Below are 16,161 nucleotides of genomic sequence, written 5' to 3'. Positions count from 1 at the left end.
ATGCAGACTGACCCGTATAAGTCTGGCCGAACGTAACCACCAACAGCCTGACCGGGGATCTAAGGACTCCCGGTCAGGTTGTTCATGTATCCGTATTACCACGATTGCCGCAGCGTGAACAGGTCGCGAAGCTCGTCGTTCGAGAGCTCGGTAATCCAGCCTTCGGAGGTGGAGATGACATTTTCGCTCAAGCTCATCTTGCTCTCCAGCATCTCGTCGATCTTCTCCTCCAACGTGCCGAGGGAAATGAACTTGTGCACCTGCACATTGCGCTTCTGTCCCATCCGATAGGCGCGGTCGGTCGCTTGGTTCTCGACAGCCGGGTTCCACCAGCGGTCGAAGTGGAATACGTGATTGGCCGCCGTCAGGTTGAGACCGACTCCGCCGGCCTTCAGCGACAGGACGAAGATGCCGGGTCCCGAACCGTCTCCCGCCTGGAACGAGTCGATCATCTTATCGCGTTCCGCTTTGGGCGTGCTGCCATTCAGGTACAGCACGGACTCGCCCCGATGCACCCGCAGCACGTCGGCCAACATGCGGCCCATGCCTACATACTGGGTGAAGATCAGGCAGGAATCGCCCTCGTCCCGCAGCTCGTCGACCATAGCAACGAGTCGTTCCAGCTTCGCAGATCGGGTGATGAACACATCCCGGTGCTCTTCGAGCTGCAAGATTTCCTCGGGCGGCACAGCTTCCTTCGTCAGCAACACGGGATGGTCGCACAGCTGCTTGAGCTGGGTCAAGGCGGCGAGAATGGCTCCCTTGCGCTCGATACCTTCCAGATTGTTCATCCGCTCCATCAGATGCTTGACCGACTGCTCGTAAAGCGCTCCCTGCTCGGCGGTCAGGTTGATATATACTTTCATCTCCTGCTTGTCCGGCAAATCGAGCTGGATCGCGGGATCGTTCTTCTTGCGCCGCAGCATGAATGGCTTGACGAGCTTCTGGAGCTGGGCCGTTCGCTCCGCATCCTGATGCTTCTCGATGGGATTGGCGAACCGATGCTGGAACCCGCGCTGGTTCCCCAGGTAACCCGGGTTGAGGAAGTCGTAAATCGACCACAGCTCCGACAACCGGTTCTCTATCGGCGTTCCGGTCATTGCAATGCGGTGCCTTGCTTGTAGGGAGCGGATGGCGACCGATTGCTTGTTCTGCGCGTTCTTGATGTTCTGGGCTTCGTCGAGACATAGGGAGCTCCATACGATCTCCTGCAGCAATTCCTGATCCAACAGCGCCGTTGTATAGGAGGTGATGACGACGTCTGTATCCTTCACAGCCTCAGCAATCTCCTCGCGAGGGAGCCGTCCCTTCCCATAATGAAGCTTAACCCTCAGCTCAGGGGCGAATCGGGCAAGCTCCTTCTGCCAGTTGCCCAACACCGAAGTTGGACAGATGAGTAGGGCGGGGAATTCGAACTCTGCTCGGTGCTGGAGCAAATAGGTGATGAATTGAACCGTTTTCCCGAGTCCCATATCATCGGCTAGACAGGCGCCCAGCCCGAACGTTCTCAGATGGCTGAGCCAGGTGAACCCTTCACGCTGGTAGCCTCGCAGCTCAGCGCGCAGTCCGTCAGGTACAGGTAGCGGAGCTAATTCCGAAGGCTGCCCAAGCTGACGGAGCAGTGCCAAGAGGTGAGTATTCAACTCCACCTCCAGTCGAAGCTGTTCTTCCTCGTCTTCGGGATCGCCCGCATCTTCTCGGGATGACCGCCCGTTCCTGCCTGTTCCCTCTTGCTCCGATTCACTTAACAAGTGGAGTTGGAGAATGTCCTGCAGGGACAAGCCTTCTTCCGGATTCACGCTTGCCATGAGCCTCCGGATTTTCTCCAGCAGAGCAGGGTCCAAGATGACCCATTCGCCGCGGAAGCGGATCAATCGCTCCTTGTGGCTCAGCAGCTCTGCGAATTCAGCTTCGTTCAGATCCGCATCGCCGATCGCAATGCGCCAGTCGAAGTCGACCAAGGCGTTCAGCCCGAACAACGACTGGCCTCTGCCGCCTACATCGGGTGTAACCTGTGCGCGTAGACGGGGCTTCCGCTTCGAGGCGGCTTCCCACCAGCCGGGCAGCATGACATTCCAGCCGTCACTGAGCAATTGGCGGCTGTCCGTGGTCAGGAAGTGCCAAGCAGCCTCGTCGCTTAACGGCGCAGCGAACAGCTCGCCGCGGCTGTTCGCGTTCGGAAGCGTCGCGAGGAGCCTGGCTGCCCATCCGGGAGAACGCTCTCGGATGAAAGGGCTCCAGTCGGGCGTCCATACGCCGGAAGCTTGTCCGTCTGTAGCGAGGCGGATCGGCACAAGTGTCGATCCTTCGCTCTTGTCCTGCAGCACCAGACGCAGGCGCCATTCGTCTTGCTCTTCTTCCGGCTCGAGCAGTTGCAGAGTGGGGCGGAAGGGAGACAGGTCCGGCTTCCAACCGAGCGATACGAGCCACTCCTCCTCCGTCAGCACCATAGTCGAGTCTGCCGGCTGCGGTCGTTGGAACAAGGCGGGATACTCCCGCCGTAGATCGGACACGGCAGCTTCTTCCGCATAGTGCTTCATCGATACGGCGGCCGAGAAGGCGGAGCGCAATCCGGACAGTTTGTCGCCGGAAGAGTCCAAACTATTTAGCGCCTCCCAATTGAGCTGTTCCAGCTCGTCGGAATCCGCCTCCCAAGTCCATTGCAGCTTCCCATTCCGATAAGCGCTGTAGCTAGGCATATAGCGGCCCGCTTGAGCTTCTCGGTATAGAAGCGGTGCAGCCTCGAATAATCCCTTGGTCCCTTCGTCCCCGCCTTCCCAGCGGAGAATGTCCATGAGATTCGGCTCGGCGAAGAAGGGGAGCACCATCTCCGAAGGGAGGACCGTCACGACAAGCTCCCCGGCCTGCTGCAGCTCCAGTGTTGTTCCGTAGCAGGAGGGCTCGTGCCAGGCGAACATTAATTTGCGGAACGTATCTCCGCTTACCGTGCGTCCATCCTTCAGCCCCCATAGCAAGGCATCTCCGTCATCCGTCAGTATTGCATGTATAGACATATCGCATAGTTTCGCACTCATTCCAACAGCTTTCCTTTCTTTAATTCCTCATGCAGTGCCCGCAGCCGGCTGTTTCGTTCCATGAATCGAGAGAAAAAGCTGTCCCAACGCTCGTTCTGCTTCATCTTCTTGTACACTTTGACCAGACGTTTAAGCAGCTTGACCGCTGCCTTGTAATCCTGCCGGTTTTTGAGGGAGACATAGTGCTCGATGGCTTGATGGTAGTAAGGAAGAAGAAGCTCTGGCGCCTCCTTCTCGATGGGCTGCAATACACTTACCCGATGATAGAAGGGATCACGTTCCAGGAGGATCTGCATCTCGACCCATGCCTTCCAGTTTTGCCGCTCGTACAGCATATCCTCGATAACCGGGGTCGAATGGGGCAACATCCCTTCCAGTACGTTCCATAGCAGCTCCTCGGCTTCAGGAACATGCTCAACCGCTTCTTTCCAATACCCCATATAGGCTACGCGTTCCTTGGTCATGGGACCATAGAAGTGCGAGGCCGTTCGCTTTAACCAATCGACCAACGCTCCCCACTCGCCAGAACTTGACAGGAGTTTCAGAAAAGGGAGAAATAGACTCGCCGGTGCTTTGGCTAACGTACCGCTTGCTTCTAGCGCCGCCCATGCTTCACTGCTTTTGGCTTGATGCAGATATAGGAAAGCTTTTGCCGCTGCTAGAGAAGAGGAGCCAATATCGGCAGTCTGCTGCTCCATGGCGTTCAACTCTTGAGACACCCAGTAGTCGGCCTCAGGCTGGGGCGCGATCCAGTAGTTCCACATCGCCGTATACAGGCCGTATTCCAGGTACTTATGGCCTTTCTCTTCCGCTATCTGCTGCCGGAGGTAGCTTAACGTTTGCTTCAGACGTTCTGCTGAGAGCGTGAAGTTGAACAGGGTTGCTTTCTGGTGCAGGAGGGCATGCACTTCATCGTACAGCCGGTACGTCGCATGAGAAATAATGTGGGCTGAGCTGCCCTGAGCGCTCAGCTCGGATACCTTCCGCAGAATGAACAAGTGTTGATGCAGCTCGAAGTAGATCAAGTCCATTGCCGTGAACGGAGTGGGACCCTTCATGTGATTAGACAACTGATACCGCAGTGCCTCTATGTACATCCCCTGATCATAACCGGGTCTCACAAGAGATGTAGCTTGGTTCATGAATTCATGCCAGCCGTATACATTCATGTGGGGCAATTCCTTGAGCAGTGACTCGGCAGACGGGATCGCTGCGGCCCGCAAAAGGTGTTGCTTGGCATTCACGATCTGGGTAGCCGGGTATCCGAGTCGGTTGGCCAGCTCCATCATAACCGCAGCCTGATGCTTGCAGTAGGTGTGGACGGGGCAGGTGCAAGAGCTGGATCTGAGCTGTTCCAGTAGGAGTGTAACCTTGTAGTCTTCAGAGCCGGTTACCTTCGCTTGAACCGCACGATTCTCGGTAATGTACAGGGAGGTGACGTACTGCTGTTTGAAATATTGAAACCCTCGACTCAGGGTGACTTCATTGAAAGAATCAGCTGCATACTTCAGCAACTGCGACCATTGCTCATCGTTTAACGGCGGATTGGCACTTTTTGTCATAACAAAGCTCCTTGCAACAGATAAAAGATAGTTTTCCCCTATTATAAAGCGATAGGCGATGAAATGAATACTGGGAAAAATGCATTAGCAAGGTTCGGCTCGCGGCGGCAGTAGCGGAATGCGCCACGAACTCGCCTCTGCGACTAGACTGGCTATGCCCGATTATCGCTGAACCGGCGCGCAATAATGTCGTGCAGCTGCCCGGCGAAAGAGGCGGCCGGTTCCAAGCCGGCCCAAAACCATTCCATCCCTTGCTCCAGGTCAAGAATATCGATCGGATTCGGAAACAGCTCGTGCAGGAAATAACTGTTTTCGATATCGCCGTTATGAATGTTAAGCGAATGCAAATAATCGTCGCTCCACACCTGCGGGTTTACTTGTTTCAGTACGGAGATGAACCGGGTCCGCTCGACCATCGTTTTCTGGACATCTTCCCGGATCGCGGTTTGGACGAATAGATTGGCCAGTTCGTAATTGCGGCACGTGGAAGGAATAGCGAACAGATTGGCCACTGCCGTCGTTGCTTCCGACGGGCCGAACGGCATCGCCGTGACTTGGGGTTCGAACGGCATCTGCTTTCTCCAACCGGCCAATTCCATTGACGTGGTCAGCACCATGGCTGCCCGCTGCCTGGGAAACGCGTCCCCATTGATGAGAAAACGCCGGCTCTGGAACAAGGTCGCAATTTTGTAGCGGAAGAGCAGGTCGTGGATGAAGTCCAGCGAGTTTTGAAGCGATTCGATTTGGTCGGATTTCGTGAAGAAGCGGACATCGTTTTGCAGAGCGAAAACGAGCCAACGGCTGAAGGTGGATGACAACGATAGGCCGTACTGGTCCGTGATGCCGTCGCCGTTCGTATCTAGCGTCAATTTTTGCGCGGCGCGCAGCAGATCTTCCCGCACCCAATCCGCGGTCGGCTTCGGTACGTTGTATTTCTCGAACAAACCGGGATTATACGCCATGAATATGGTCGAGAACGTCACCGGGATCGCTTTGAACTTGCCGTCCCCCCGGAATGCCGACAGCAGCTTCGGATAGATGCCGGAAGCGGATTTGGACACCGAAACGTGAAACTCGCCGAACGCTTCGTCGCTCTCGATATCGGCGTATTGCCGATCGGTAATCAGCAGCAGGTCAGGCTCCATGCCGCCGTTCAGACAGTCCCAGAACGAGCCGGCGGGATAGCCGATCACTTTCACTTTGACATGGGGATGCTCGCGTTCGAATGTCTCTATGACGATCGGTAGGCAAGCATTCATGAATTCGGAGGGGGAAGTACATACGATTTGCAACGTCTTATGCTGTTCCCCCGGTATAATCAGATCGGGCGACACCATAGAGCCTCGGGAAGGCTGCTTCACGATGAGGCCCTCTTGCATCAGTTTGTCCAGGGTTGCCCTGACGGATGTCCGACTCATGCCGTAATATTCGCTCAACCGGTTTTCCGACAACAAGTACTCCCCGGGCTTGATATAGCCCGAATAGATTTGCTCGCGTAAAATATTGGCCAATTCCGTATATCTCAGTTCGTTCTCTCTGCGCATGGAAACCTATCCTTTTCTAAAATCATAGTATTGCTATTGTAGCAAAGCGGACCGGAACAATACAACATCCCTTTAGAGAAGAGACATTCATTTTTTCCTTGTCATCCGTTTCGAAACGGTATATACTCAAACTCAACCGGTTAAATACCGGTTTAATGATTTCGCACGAAAGGAGTTTAATGTTTGTCGTTTTGTAAAGTGAAAAAACGGCCGTTTTTCCTTTGAATTACTCGAGAAAGTAGTAATTTTTCGGTGGAAACACAAGTATGAAGTATGTAAACCGGTATGATTCCGGTTTATGAATGTAACACAAAATGGCTATGACCGTCATTGGGGGACCGCTTATGAAACTGGCGCGAATCGCGGTTTGGTTCGATCGGAAAGTCGCAGAAGCTCGTTGGCAGTACGGAATGAACGTATTTGAAACTTACTTGGAGGAACTGTTGACTCATCGGGGAATCACCTATGAGACGCCGGAACGGTTGGACGACTTGGTGCGAAGCCGCTACGATCTTGTATTGATTGCCTTGGCCGCCGAGAACGAGGCTACAGTCGAGGTTTTGTACCGCTTCGCCAACGAGGGAGGGGGCGTCGTCTTGTTCGCCAATCTGAACCGGATGGCAGCGAGACTCGGATATGTCAAGATGCCCCGGCACCAATCCGGGTATGCGTATTTCCACTCCCGCGAGAAAGGAACGGAAAGCACGGACGCTCGACCGCTGCGCTTTCTCGATGCTTTGCCCTGGCAGCCATTCGGGGATGACGTCGCTGCGGCTGAAAAACTGGGGGAAATCCGCTTGGACGCGGTGCGAAACGTTGCAAATGATGACGTTCTTCCCGCGCTGCTCCATTTTCAAGTCGGCTCCGGCTTTGTCGATCGGTGGTCGGTCGGGCTGCTGACGACAATCGTGAAGCTGCAGCAAGGGTCCGCGCCGCTCGCGGAGGATGGCGCTCCGGCGCCGGATGGCACCGCTTCCGTAAACGACGGAATTTTGAAGGCGGACGATTCTATCGAGCAATGCTGGGAACGCGATCGGCTGATCAGCGAGACGGGTGCTCCCTATTTCGCTTACCCGTACGCCGACGAATGGCGCGAGGCGCTAATCGGACATATCGTTCGGCGTGCGGCCGAACATGGCTGGAGCGTGCCGTATATCGGCTATTGGCCGCCGGGCGTCGAGGCGGTCGCGATGATTTCCCACGACAGCGACGGCAATGACGAGGAGCATGGCGTCACTACACTCGGGCTGATGAAGGAGTGCGGCATCCGCTCGACCTGGTGCATGATCGAGAGCGGTTACAGCCGGCAGCTGTATGACCGGATCGAGCGGGACGGCCATGAAATCGCGTTCCACTACAACGCGATCGACCGGAACTGCTACTGGGCCGAAGCCGAATTCAAGCGCCAGCTGGACCATTTGAGATCGGTTGCGAGCGACACGGCCGTCGTGTCGAACAAAAACCACGTTACCCGCTTCGAAGGCTGGGGCGAGCTGTTCCGCTGGTGCGAAATGTACGGTATCGAGAGCGACCAGACGAGAGGGCCGAGCAAGAAAGGGAATGTCGGCTTCTTATTCGGAACGTGCCACCCTTACCGTCCGATCGCTTGGTCGGATGAACGAAACCGGATCTATAACGTGCTGGAGATCGGCTTTTTGACCCAGGACATGGATCATGGCAAATGGACCGATACGAGCGTAATCGTTCCTTTTCTGGAGACGGTGCGCAGTGTTGAAGGGGTTGCCCATTTCCTGTTCCATCAAGTGCATCTGCATCAAAAACCACCGGTTCGGGAAGCGTTCAAGCGCACGGTTCGGGAAGCGAAGGCGCGAGGCTTCGAATTTTGGACCGGAAAGCGGATAAACGACTGGGAGCGCGCCAGGCGCGGCCTGCGTATCGCAAGCGCCGCGGACGACGGGGAAATCTCCGTGGCAGCCAAGACGGATGAGGCGGAGAAGCTCGAAGCGGTGCTGTATATTCCGATTCCGGAGGGAGCAGACGCACGGCAGCTGCACGCATCGACAAGCGCGGAGCGCTATGGCGTACCGACGATCCGAACTACGACACGCCTTGCCATGCATACGTCGCTATACTAAGGCGCGATCAAAAAAAATAGACCAATTGGTTGTCCGAAAAAAGCGTAGTGACGCGTATGATCGGACAACATGAGGTCCGCCATTTTTTTGATCGCGCCCAATAAGGGGGAGCAAGATGAAAACGGATTTGTTGGCTTGTGATGGAGGAAAGCCGGTTAGAGCCGCAGAATTCCCGTTATGGCCGGTATTCGGCGAGACGGAGGAACGGCTGCTGCTGGAAGCGCTGCGTTCGGGCAAGTGGGGCGGGGCGAACCGGAGCAAGCTGCCGGAGCTGGAAGAGAAAATCGCGGCGCTCCACGGGGCGAAACATGGGATAACGATGGTGAACGGGACGCTGTCTCTGACAGTAGCTTTAAAGGCAGCCGGCGTACAGCCCGGCGACGAGGTCATTATGCCCTCGTACACGTTTATCGCCACAGCGACCTCCGCGCTGCTGTTCGGCGCGATTCCCGTCTTCGCCGATGTCGAGCCCGATACGCTGCTGCTCGATCCCGAACGGATCGAACGGCTGGTCACGCCGAGAACGAAAGCGATCGTAGCGGTGCATATTGCCGGAGCGCCAGCCGACATGACCCGGTTGAAGGCGATTGCCGTGCGACACGGCCTCGTCTTGATCGAAGATTCCGCCCAAGCCATCGGAGCGGAATGGGATGGGAAGCCGGTAGGGGCGTTGGGGGATATCGGGAGCATCAGCTTTCAGAGCAGCAAAAATTTGACGGCCGGAGAAGGCGGGATGCTGATCACGAACGACGACAAGCTTGCCGATGCGGCGTGGTCGCTCGCCAACGTGGGCCGCGTGCGCGGGGGAGAATGGTATCAGCACGAGAGGATCGGCTGGAATTTGCGGATGACGGAATTCCAGGCTGCCGTTCTTCTCGGCCAACTGACGAGGCTCGAGGAGCAGCTTCGGCATCGGGAGCGCAATGCGGAGCTGCTGACGCAATTGCTTGAGGAGATTGAAGACATCGGGGTGATGAGACGGGGGCTTTTGCAGACGAGGCATGCGTACCACCTATATATGTTCAGGCTGGCGCCGGAGCTGGCCGACCGATAGACAAGAAGGAGGTGATCGGGAAAATAAACGCCGAAGGCATACCGGTGAGCGGGGGGTATGTTCCATTGAATCGGAACACGGCAATCGTGGAAGAAACTCAGCGATGGACGGGGCGTAAGCAAGTATGGGATTGCCCCAACAGCGAACGTGCGAGCGACAAGGAAGTGCTGTGGTTGAGCCAACGGGTGCTGCTTGCCGAAGAACGCGACATCTACGACGTCGCTCATGCGGTCCGCAAAGTAGTCCGTCATCTGCAGTCTTAACCGAAAGCGAGTTGAGAATGAACGAATGGTTGTAACGAACGCAAAGCGCCGGGTCACCCTGTATACCCCAAGCAAAGTCGCCAGCGCGCGGGCGAATATCGCAAGCTGCGGATGGGCCCGCGACATGAAGGAGCGGGCGGCCGCCAAGGCGGACGATGCTTTGGCGCGCGGAGCGGACTTCTGGTGGAGCTTGATTCCTCCCCAGTCCGTTCCGCGGAGCTATGCTACGAACCAAGCGGAAGGCTCGCCCGTTACCGGGAAATCGTTTCTCGCCCTTTACGGCCCTTACGGCTACACGCTTGATCTGAACGAGCCTTGGAAAATAACGGATCCGAGCAGCGGCTGCAAATTTCCGACCAACGACTTCGCCGCCTATTACGCCAGCGGTCTCGATCGGCACGGTATATTCGATCCGCGCTTGGCGGACCGACGACTGCTCGTAAATACACTCTGCCCCGACAAAGGGGAATCGTGGGGTGTCGACGACGGCTTCGGCTGGGAGGACGAACAAGGAAACCGGTGGACATTCGTCGCCTATTACCATCATTTCTTGTGGAAAAACTTGGTCATGGACGTACTAACCGGCCTTCGCGACGCTTATCTGTACACGGGCGATATCCGCTATGCTCGGATAGGAGTTATCATGCTGGACCGGATCGCGGACGTTTATCCAGATATGGATACGTTGCCGTACGACAAAACCGTATTCCTCAATTCTCATGGCGGCGACGGTCTCGGCAAAACGATCGGCTCGATATGGGAAACCCGTCTCGTCAAATTGTACGCAAGCGCTTACGACGCGTTTTACCCGATGATGGGCGATGGGGAAACGATCGGCTTCCTGCAGGAAAAAGCGCGCCGGTACGGCCTGGACAATCCGAAAAGCTCGGCGGAGGCGATCCGCCTGAACATCGAGAATGGCATTATCCGGGAAGTGTATCCGGGTGTGAAAACCGCGCGTATCCGCGGCAACACGGGCTACCACCAAAGCGCTCTGGCGATGGCGGCCGTCGTGCTCGACGAGCCCGGTACGACGGAGGAGTGGCTGCAATTCGTATTCCGATCGGGAGCGTATTTGAAGAAGCCCGTCCATCATATATCCGGCGGCGACATGCTGGCCTCGCTCGTCAATCTCGTGGACAGGGACGGCCACGGCGACGAAGGCTCGCCCGGCTACAATAGCGGCTGGCTGGAAGGCTATGTTCTCATTTCCGATATATTGTCCGGATACGACAGCGGGTTCGAGGGCGCCGATTTGTACCGGAACATAAGGCTGAAGCGTATGTTCCACTCCCAGCTTCCGCTCATTATGCTTGACCAATACACGGCCCAGATCGGGGATACGGGGCTGACCGGCAACGCCTTCCGCCTGATCGATCCGAAGGTCGCCGTGAAAGCCTACGAGCTTTATCGCGAACCGATCATGGCTCAGGTCGCCTATTTTCTGAACGGAAATTCGACCGAAGGCATTCACGGCGACATATTCTCGGAAGAAGCGGACCGCCTCGCGGACGAAATCAGGCATGAGATCGAGACGCACGGCGAGTGGAAGCCCCGGAGCGAGAATATGACCGGCTTCGGCTTCGCCGTTCTGCGGGACGGAGACAAGGCGGACCCCGACTTCGGAGATACGAGGCGGGACCTATGGATGTATTACGGACGTTCGGGTACGAGCCATGCCCATCGCGACAAGCTGAATATCGGCGTACACGCCTTCGGGCTCGATTTGAGCCCCGACCTCGGATACCCGGAAGCAACGGGGTTGTGGCCGAAGCGGCATGAATGGGAAAACAATACGATCAGTCACAATACGGTAGTCGTGGACAACCGGAAGCAGAATGGGTCCTGGGTAGGCTTACCGCGTCATTTCGACGACGGTCCGCAGGTGCTGCTGATCGAGGTGGAGGATCCGCAGTCGTATCCGCACACGGACATGTACCGGCGGACGACAGCTATGATCCGTGTGGATGAGGCTCAAAGTTACACCGTCGATTTTTTTCGCGTCAAGGGGGGCGGCGACCATCGCTACAGCTTCCACGGGACAGTAGGCGACGTTAGCGTCGAAGGACTGCGTCTCGTGCCGCAGACGGACGAGACCGGGCAATTCGTCGGAACTTACGCCGGTCCGGATGTGCCGTACGGGGTTCCGAACGACGCCGATCCGGCGGAGAAGCTGTATCAGGGCAGCGGCTACCACTATCTGGAAAATATGGAACGCGACACCAATCCTCCCGACCGGTTCAGCGTCGATTGGGCGGTCGTTGACTTTCGCGGCCTTTCGCCGGACGCGAAGGACGTTCACCTGCGATTGACGATGCTTGGCTCGTACGACGACGTTGCTTTGGCCGACGGCGTGCCCCCGCAGAAGCCGACCAACCCGCCAGCCTTGAAGTATGTCATCGCGCACCGGCAAGGGGAACATCTCGAATCGATTTTCAGCTCCGTTATAGAGCCATATCGGGACCGCCGGTTTATCCGGTCTATCGAACCGCTGGAGGTGAGAAGGGCTGACGGAACGGTTGCGGGGAATTTCGAAGCGAGAGCGATCCGAATCGGGCTTGAAGGCGGCAGGACGGATACGGTCGTCTGTACGCTGTCGTCCGATACCGAGTACATTGTGGACGGGACGCTGAAGTTTGCCGGATGTTTCGGCGTATATGCGGAGCGGGACGGTCTCGAAGTGTTTATATATGCCAATGACGGCCGGTTCTCGGACTATTCCGGCGATAGCCGCACGTTTGCGTCGGGAACGGTCGTCGATTTCACGCGGGAGCTTTCCTTTCGCAACTTTCTCGAGGTGGAACTGGACACTCTGCCCGGAGATGGCGCCTACGATACGTCTGCCGACTGGATCGGCCGGTATGTCTATGTCGTCAATGACGGGATTCGCAATGCGGCTTATCGGATCGAGCATGTCGAACGACTCGGCGGCAACCGCTACCGCGTCGATATCGGGGAAGCGTCCTTGGTGAGACGGTACGCCGATGCGAACGATTTTGCCAAAGGATACGTGTACGACATTGCCGAAGGCGCAGTTTTCCGTATACCATTATCACATTTGATCGTCAGAGGGGAAACCCGTAAATCATGAAGGGGGAGTTCGACATGTTTGCCAAAAAGAATGTCGCACCGGTTGCAATTATGCTTGCCACCGTAGTATTGGCGTCGGCCTGCTCGGGCGAAAACGGAGGAAAGCGGGGGGGATCCGATTCGGATTCCGCCCGGCCGGAGGCGCAAACGCCTGTCAAAAGAGAACCGGCGGAAGTCGTGTTTTATTCGAACAACAACGATCCGACGGAAAGCTTCGACTACCGTTTCGGCAATACGCTGCGCCAGAAGTTTCCCGAATATACGATCAAGTACATTCAAAGCCAAGGCATCACGCTAGAGCAAATGATTGCGACCAACACTACGTTCGACATTTTCTTCCAATCGATCGGGAATTATGAGAACTTCATGATGCCGGCCGCGCTCGAGTACGACATGACCGACCTGATCCGCGAGCACAAGGTCGACCTGAACAAGTTCGAGCCGACCATTATCGAAGCGGTGAAGCAGGCTTCCGGCGGGAAAATGTACGGTTTGCCCATCTTCACCAGCAATCTCGTCCTTTATTACAACAAGACGCTTTTCGACAAGTTCGGCGTACCGTATCCGAAATCGAACGCCACTTGGGAGGAAACGATCGCGACGGCAAAGAAGATGGCCCGCAGCGAAGGCGGCGTTTCCTATTTCGGCTTGACCCATTCCCAGAAGCATATGTTCCGGCTGAATCCGCTCTCGATCCCGAATGCCGATCTGGCTGCCAACGCGCCGACGATCAATAAGGACGAGCGCTGGAAAACGTTCTACCAAACTCTGTTCATGGACCCTTTCCAGGATCCGGTCGTCACCGATTACATGAAAACATCGGGGAAAATTCCGGATATATACGACTTTACCGATAAGCAGAGGGTAGCGATGTTTCCTTATTTGTCCAGCTTGATCTACGCATGGGAGCAGCAGCTAAAGGCATTCAACTGGGATATCGTCGCATTGCCCTCTTTCACCAACCTCCCGAATACGGGCTCACCTTCTTATCCGACCTACTTCGGCATTACGAAAACGTCCAAGAGCAAGGCGGCCGCAATGGAAGTATTGAAATATATGGTGTCCGACGAGTTTCAGATGGAATTGGCCCGAAAAGGCATTATGCCGGTGCTGAAAAGCGACGACGTGTTGAAAACGTTCGGAACGGAATCGCCGTTCAAGGATAAAAACCTGAAGGCCGTGTTTGAGAAAAAATTTGCGCCGAACGCTCCCAAAGCGCTTTACGACGCAAAGCTGATCGATCTGTACACGACCTACGGACTGAAGCTGCAAAAGGGAGAGCTCGATTTGAATACGGCACTGCGCCAGGCGGATGAGGATGCCGCAAAGTTAATTGCGGCGGAATTGAAAAAGTGAATGTCCATGAATAGGAGGTCGTGCAAATGTCCGAAAACAAGACGACGATCAGCCGCCGCAAGTTGCTTTCCGGGATGGCGATGGCCATGGCGGGAGCCGCCTCGGCGGCAAGCTTCGGGTATTCCGCCGCAGCTATGCCCGGTTCCGTAACGAAATCCGTCTATGGCGACGGTTTGGAGCTGATGGATGACTGCTGCGAGCAGTTGGCCGCCGATCTGGCAAACGGGACCGATCCGGCAAAAGGAGCGGGGCTCATCGGCTACAGCGGAGGAACGGTAGCCGGTTTGCTGGGGACGCTGACCTACACCGGCGGCAAAAATTACGCGGATGTGCAGGCGGCCCTCGACGCCGCGCAAGGAAGGACGATCCGCTTCTCGCCGGGTACTTACAATTTTACGGGCGGCACGCCGATCATCCGATCCGGCACCCGCTTGGTGGCGGAAGGGGAAGTGATCATCCTGCAGCCGAATCCGGGCGCCAACGCGGGCTTCGCCGTCGCGCCCGGAAGCAAGGACATCGCGATCGACGGCTTCGACATACGCGGTCCTTGGTACGGCACGGGCGTTCCCGACTGGGTAAACGGAGATCAGGATGCCGCGATCTGGAACGCCCAATACGCCGAAAATATCGGCATCGATATACGGGGCCGGTGGTATCAGCGGGCCATTCTCGGTTACGGTGCCAGTCAAATGCAAGCGCTTACCGACGTGGGGGAGCGGATCTTCATCGAGAATTGCCGGATCGAGGGATTCGCCCAATCGGGCATTATCGCCGACAACGTCACCTTTTTCCGCGCAACCAACAACAGGATCCGCAGGTGCGGCCGGGACGGAATCCGCTTGTACGGCATCGTCGACGGCAAGTGCATCGGCAATACGATACAGCATCTGTCCCCCGGCTTTGCGGGCGCAAAGCCGAATTACAATGTGTATGGCATCGCCGTCACGCGGCTTCACGGCAGTACGAGCGTGCCGGATCCGAACTTGACGATCGGCCGACCGTCGGATAACGTGGATATCGCCTTCAACCGTGTCGAGGGAGCAACGACATGGAAGTCGCTGGACACCCACGGGGGGCGCAACATCCGGTTCATCGGCAACGTGACGCGGGGATCGTATATCGCCATCGGCATCGACGAGGGCGGCTCCAATGATACGAATGGCAAAGCTCCGCCGCGCAACATCGCATGCGTCGGCAACGAGCTGCTACTCGAGCCGTCGGACCCGTACCGGAGAGCCGCCATTACCGCCTTCAGCCCTGGCGGGACGGACGATCTGGTCGGGCGCAGCCTGATCGTGTCGGACAATTACATCCAAGGCTACGGCTACCACCCGAACGACGGAGCGGTCAGCGTCTCTTTCTTCGAGAATGTGACCATCAGCGGGAATGTGTTCCGCAATTCGCTGCGGTCGGCTCTTACGCTGCGGAATATGGTCAAGGATTTCACCTTCACGGGCAATGTCGTAGACAACGTTCAGGTGAGCGACTACAATGTCGCTTTCGGGGTACTCGTTGCCTCCGCCAACGTAAGCGGTGTTATTGACGGCAACACGTTTCGCAATCGGGATCAATCATTTATGACAGCCGGCGTATCGCTTACGGCCCCGGCGTCCGGCTACGGAGTCAAGGTCGGGAAAGACAACGCCTTCTATGGAGCGATGAACGCGAAGGTGAACACGGCGGCCAACGAAGCCGGAGGGTCGTGGTTTTTGACGCCGGTCGCCCATGGCCATATCCAGCTTAGCGGCACCGGCGCCATTTTGAAGGCGGGAAAGGGGATCGCCTCCGTGACGAGAGTCGGAACCGGCTTGGTCGACGTCGTCCTGATCGAATCGTTAAGCTCGGCGGACAGCGTCGTTCCGCAAGTAACCGCGAAGGGCGGAGCGGCACTCGTCTATTCAATCGTATCGTCCGCCACGAACGGTTTTCGGGTGCGGATTGCCGATACGAGCGATACTCCGGTCGACGCTGACTTCTATATTACGGTGCTCGGCTATTAGGGATGGCCCGGTTCAAGGGATGAGCCGATATCAAAAATATTAGGGATTGCCGGCAATTAGAGTGAAGCGTAATTCTTCACTCTTTTTTCTTTTGTTCATAAAATATATTTTGGTGTATGAAGTGGAGCACGGGATGACGGAGTTCCATTTTGCGGCTTCGT

At 56.4% G+C, this 16,161-nt stretch carries 9 protein-coding genes; 6 read left to right on the top strand and 3 right to left on the bottom strand.

Annotated elements, in window-relative coordinates; translation table 11 throughout:
* Positions 1-95 precede the first annotated feature (95 nt).
* The 3 genes from FE784_RS22720 to FE784_RS22710 form a co-directional block, all read right to left on the bottom strand.
* Positions 96-3,035, bottom strand: a complete 2,940-nt coding sequence (locus tag FE784_RS22720; protein ID WP_139604518.1) for a DEAD/DEAH box helicase — start codon at positions 3,033-3,035, stop codon at positions 96-98.
* Positions 3,032-4,597: an SWIM zinc finger family protein gene (locus FE784_RS22715; RefSeq protein WP_139604517.1), complete on the bottom strand. Its 1,566-nt coding sequence runs from the start codon at positions 4,595-4,597 to the stop codon at positions 3,032-3,034. Before FE784_RS22715 ends, FE784_RS22720 begins: the two co-directional genes overlap by 4 nt.
* A 152-nt stretch (positions 4,598-4,749) precedes the next feature.
* Positions 4,750-6,141: an extracellular solute-binding protein gene (locus FE784_RS22710; RefSeq protein WP_139604516.1), complete on the bottom strand. Its 1,392-nt coding sequence runs from the start codon at positions 6,139-6,141 to the stop codon at positions 4,750-4,752.
* A gap of 344 nt (positions 6,142-6,485) precedes the next feature.
* Between FE784_RS22710 and FE784_RS22705 the strand changes: the two genes are divergently transcribed.
* The 6 genes from FE784_RS22705 to FE784_RS22685 all read left to right on the top strand — a co-directional run bounded on the left by FE784_RS22705 (position 6,486) and on the right by FE784_RS22685 (position 16,000).
* Positions 6,486-8,237, top strand: coding sequence for a polysaccharide deacetylase family protein (locus FE784_RS22705; RefSeq protein WP_139604515.1), 1,752 nt, complete (start codon positions 6,486-6,488; stop codon positions 8,235-8,237).
* 115 nt (positions 8,238-8,352) lie between these two features.
* Positions 8,353-9,291 (top strand): DegT/DnrJ/EryC1/StrS family aminotransferase, encoded by a 939-nt coding sequence (locus FE784_RS22700; protein WP_246132135.1) that lies wholly within the window; start codon positions 8,353-8,355, stop codon positions 9,289-9,291.
* 65 nt (positions 9,292-9,356) lie between these two features.
* Entirely contained in the window at positions 9,357-9,554 is a 198-nt protein-coding gene (locus FE784_RS42015; protein WP_246132134.1) for a hypothetical protein, read from the top strand.
* A gap of 25 nt (positions 9,555-9,579) precedes the next feature.
* Positions 9,580-12,645 (top strand): heparinase II/III domain-containing protein, encoded by a 3,066-nt coding sequence (locus FE784_RS22695; RefSeq protein ID WP_139604514.1) that lies wholly within the window; start codon positions 9,580-9,582, stop codon positions 12,643-12,645.
* Between the two features lie 14 nt (positions 12,646-12,659).
* On the top strand, positions 12,660-14,000 hold the full coding sequence (locus tag FE784_RS22690) for an ABC transporter substrate-binding protein (protein WP_176706441.1): 1,341 nt from the start codon (positions 12,660-12,662) through the stop codon (positions 13,998-14,000).
* A gap of 26 nt (positions 14,001-14,026) precedes the next feature.
* Positions 14,027-16,000, top strand: coding sequence for a right-handed parallel beta-helix repeat-containing protein (locus tag FE784_RS22685; RefSeq protein WP_139604512.1), 1,974 nt, complete (start codon positions 14,027-14,029; stop codon positions 15,998-16,000).
* Positions 16,001-16,161: the final 161 nt, after the last annotated feature.

This window comes from Paenibacillus hemerocallicola, from assembly GCF_006265175.1.
Classification (GTDB): domain Bacteria; phylum Bacillota; class Bacilli; order Paenibacillales; family NBRC-103111; genus Paenibacillus_AB; species Paenibacillus_AB hemerocallicola.
This window is presented reverse-complemented; position numbering and strand designations above follow the sequence as displayed.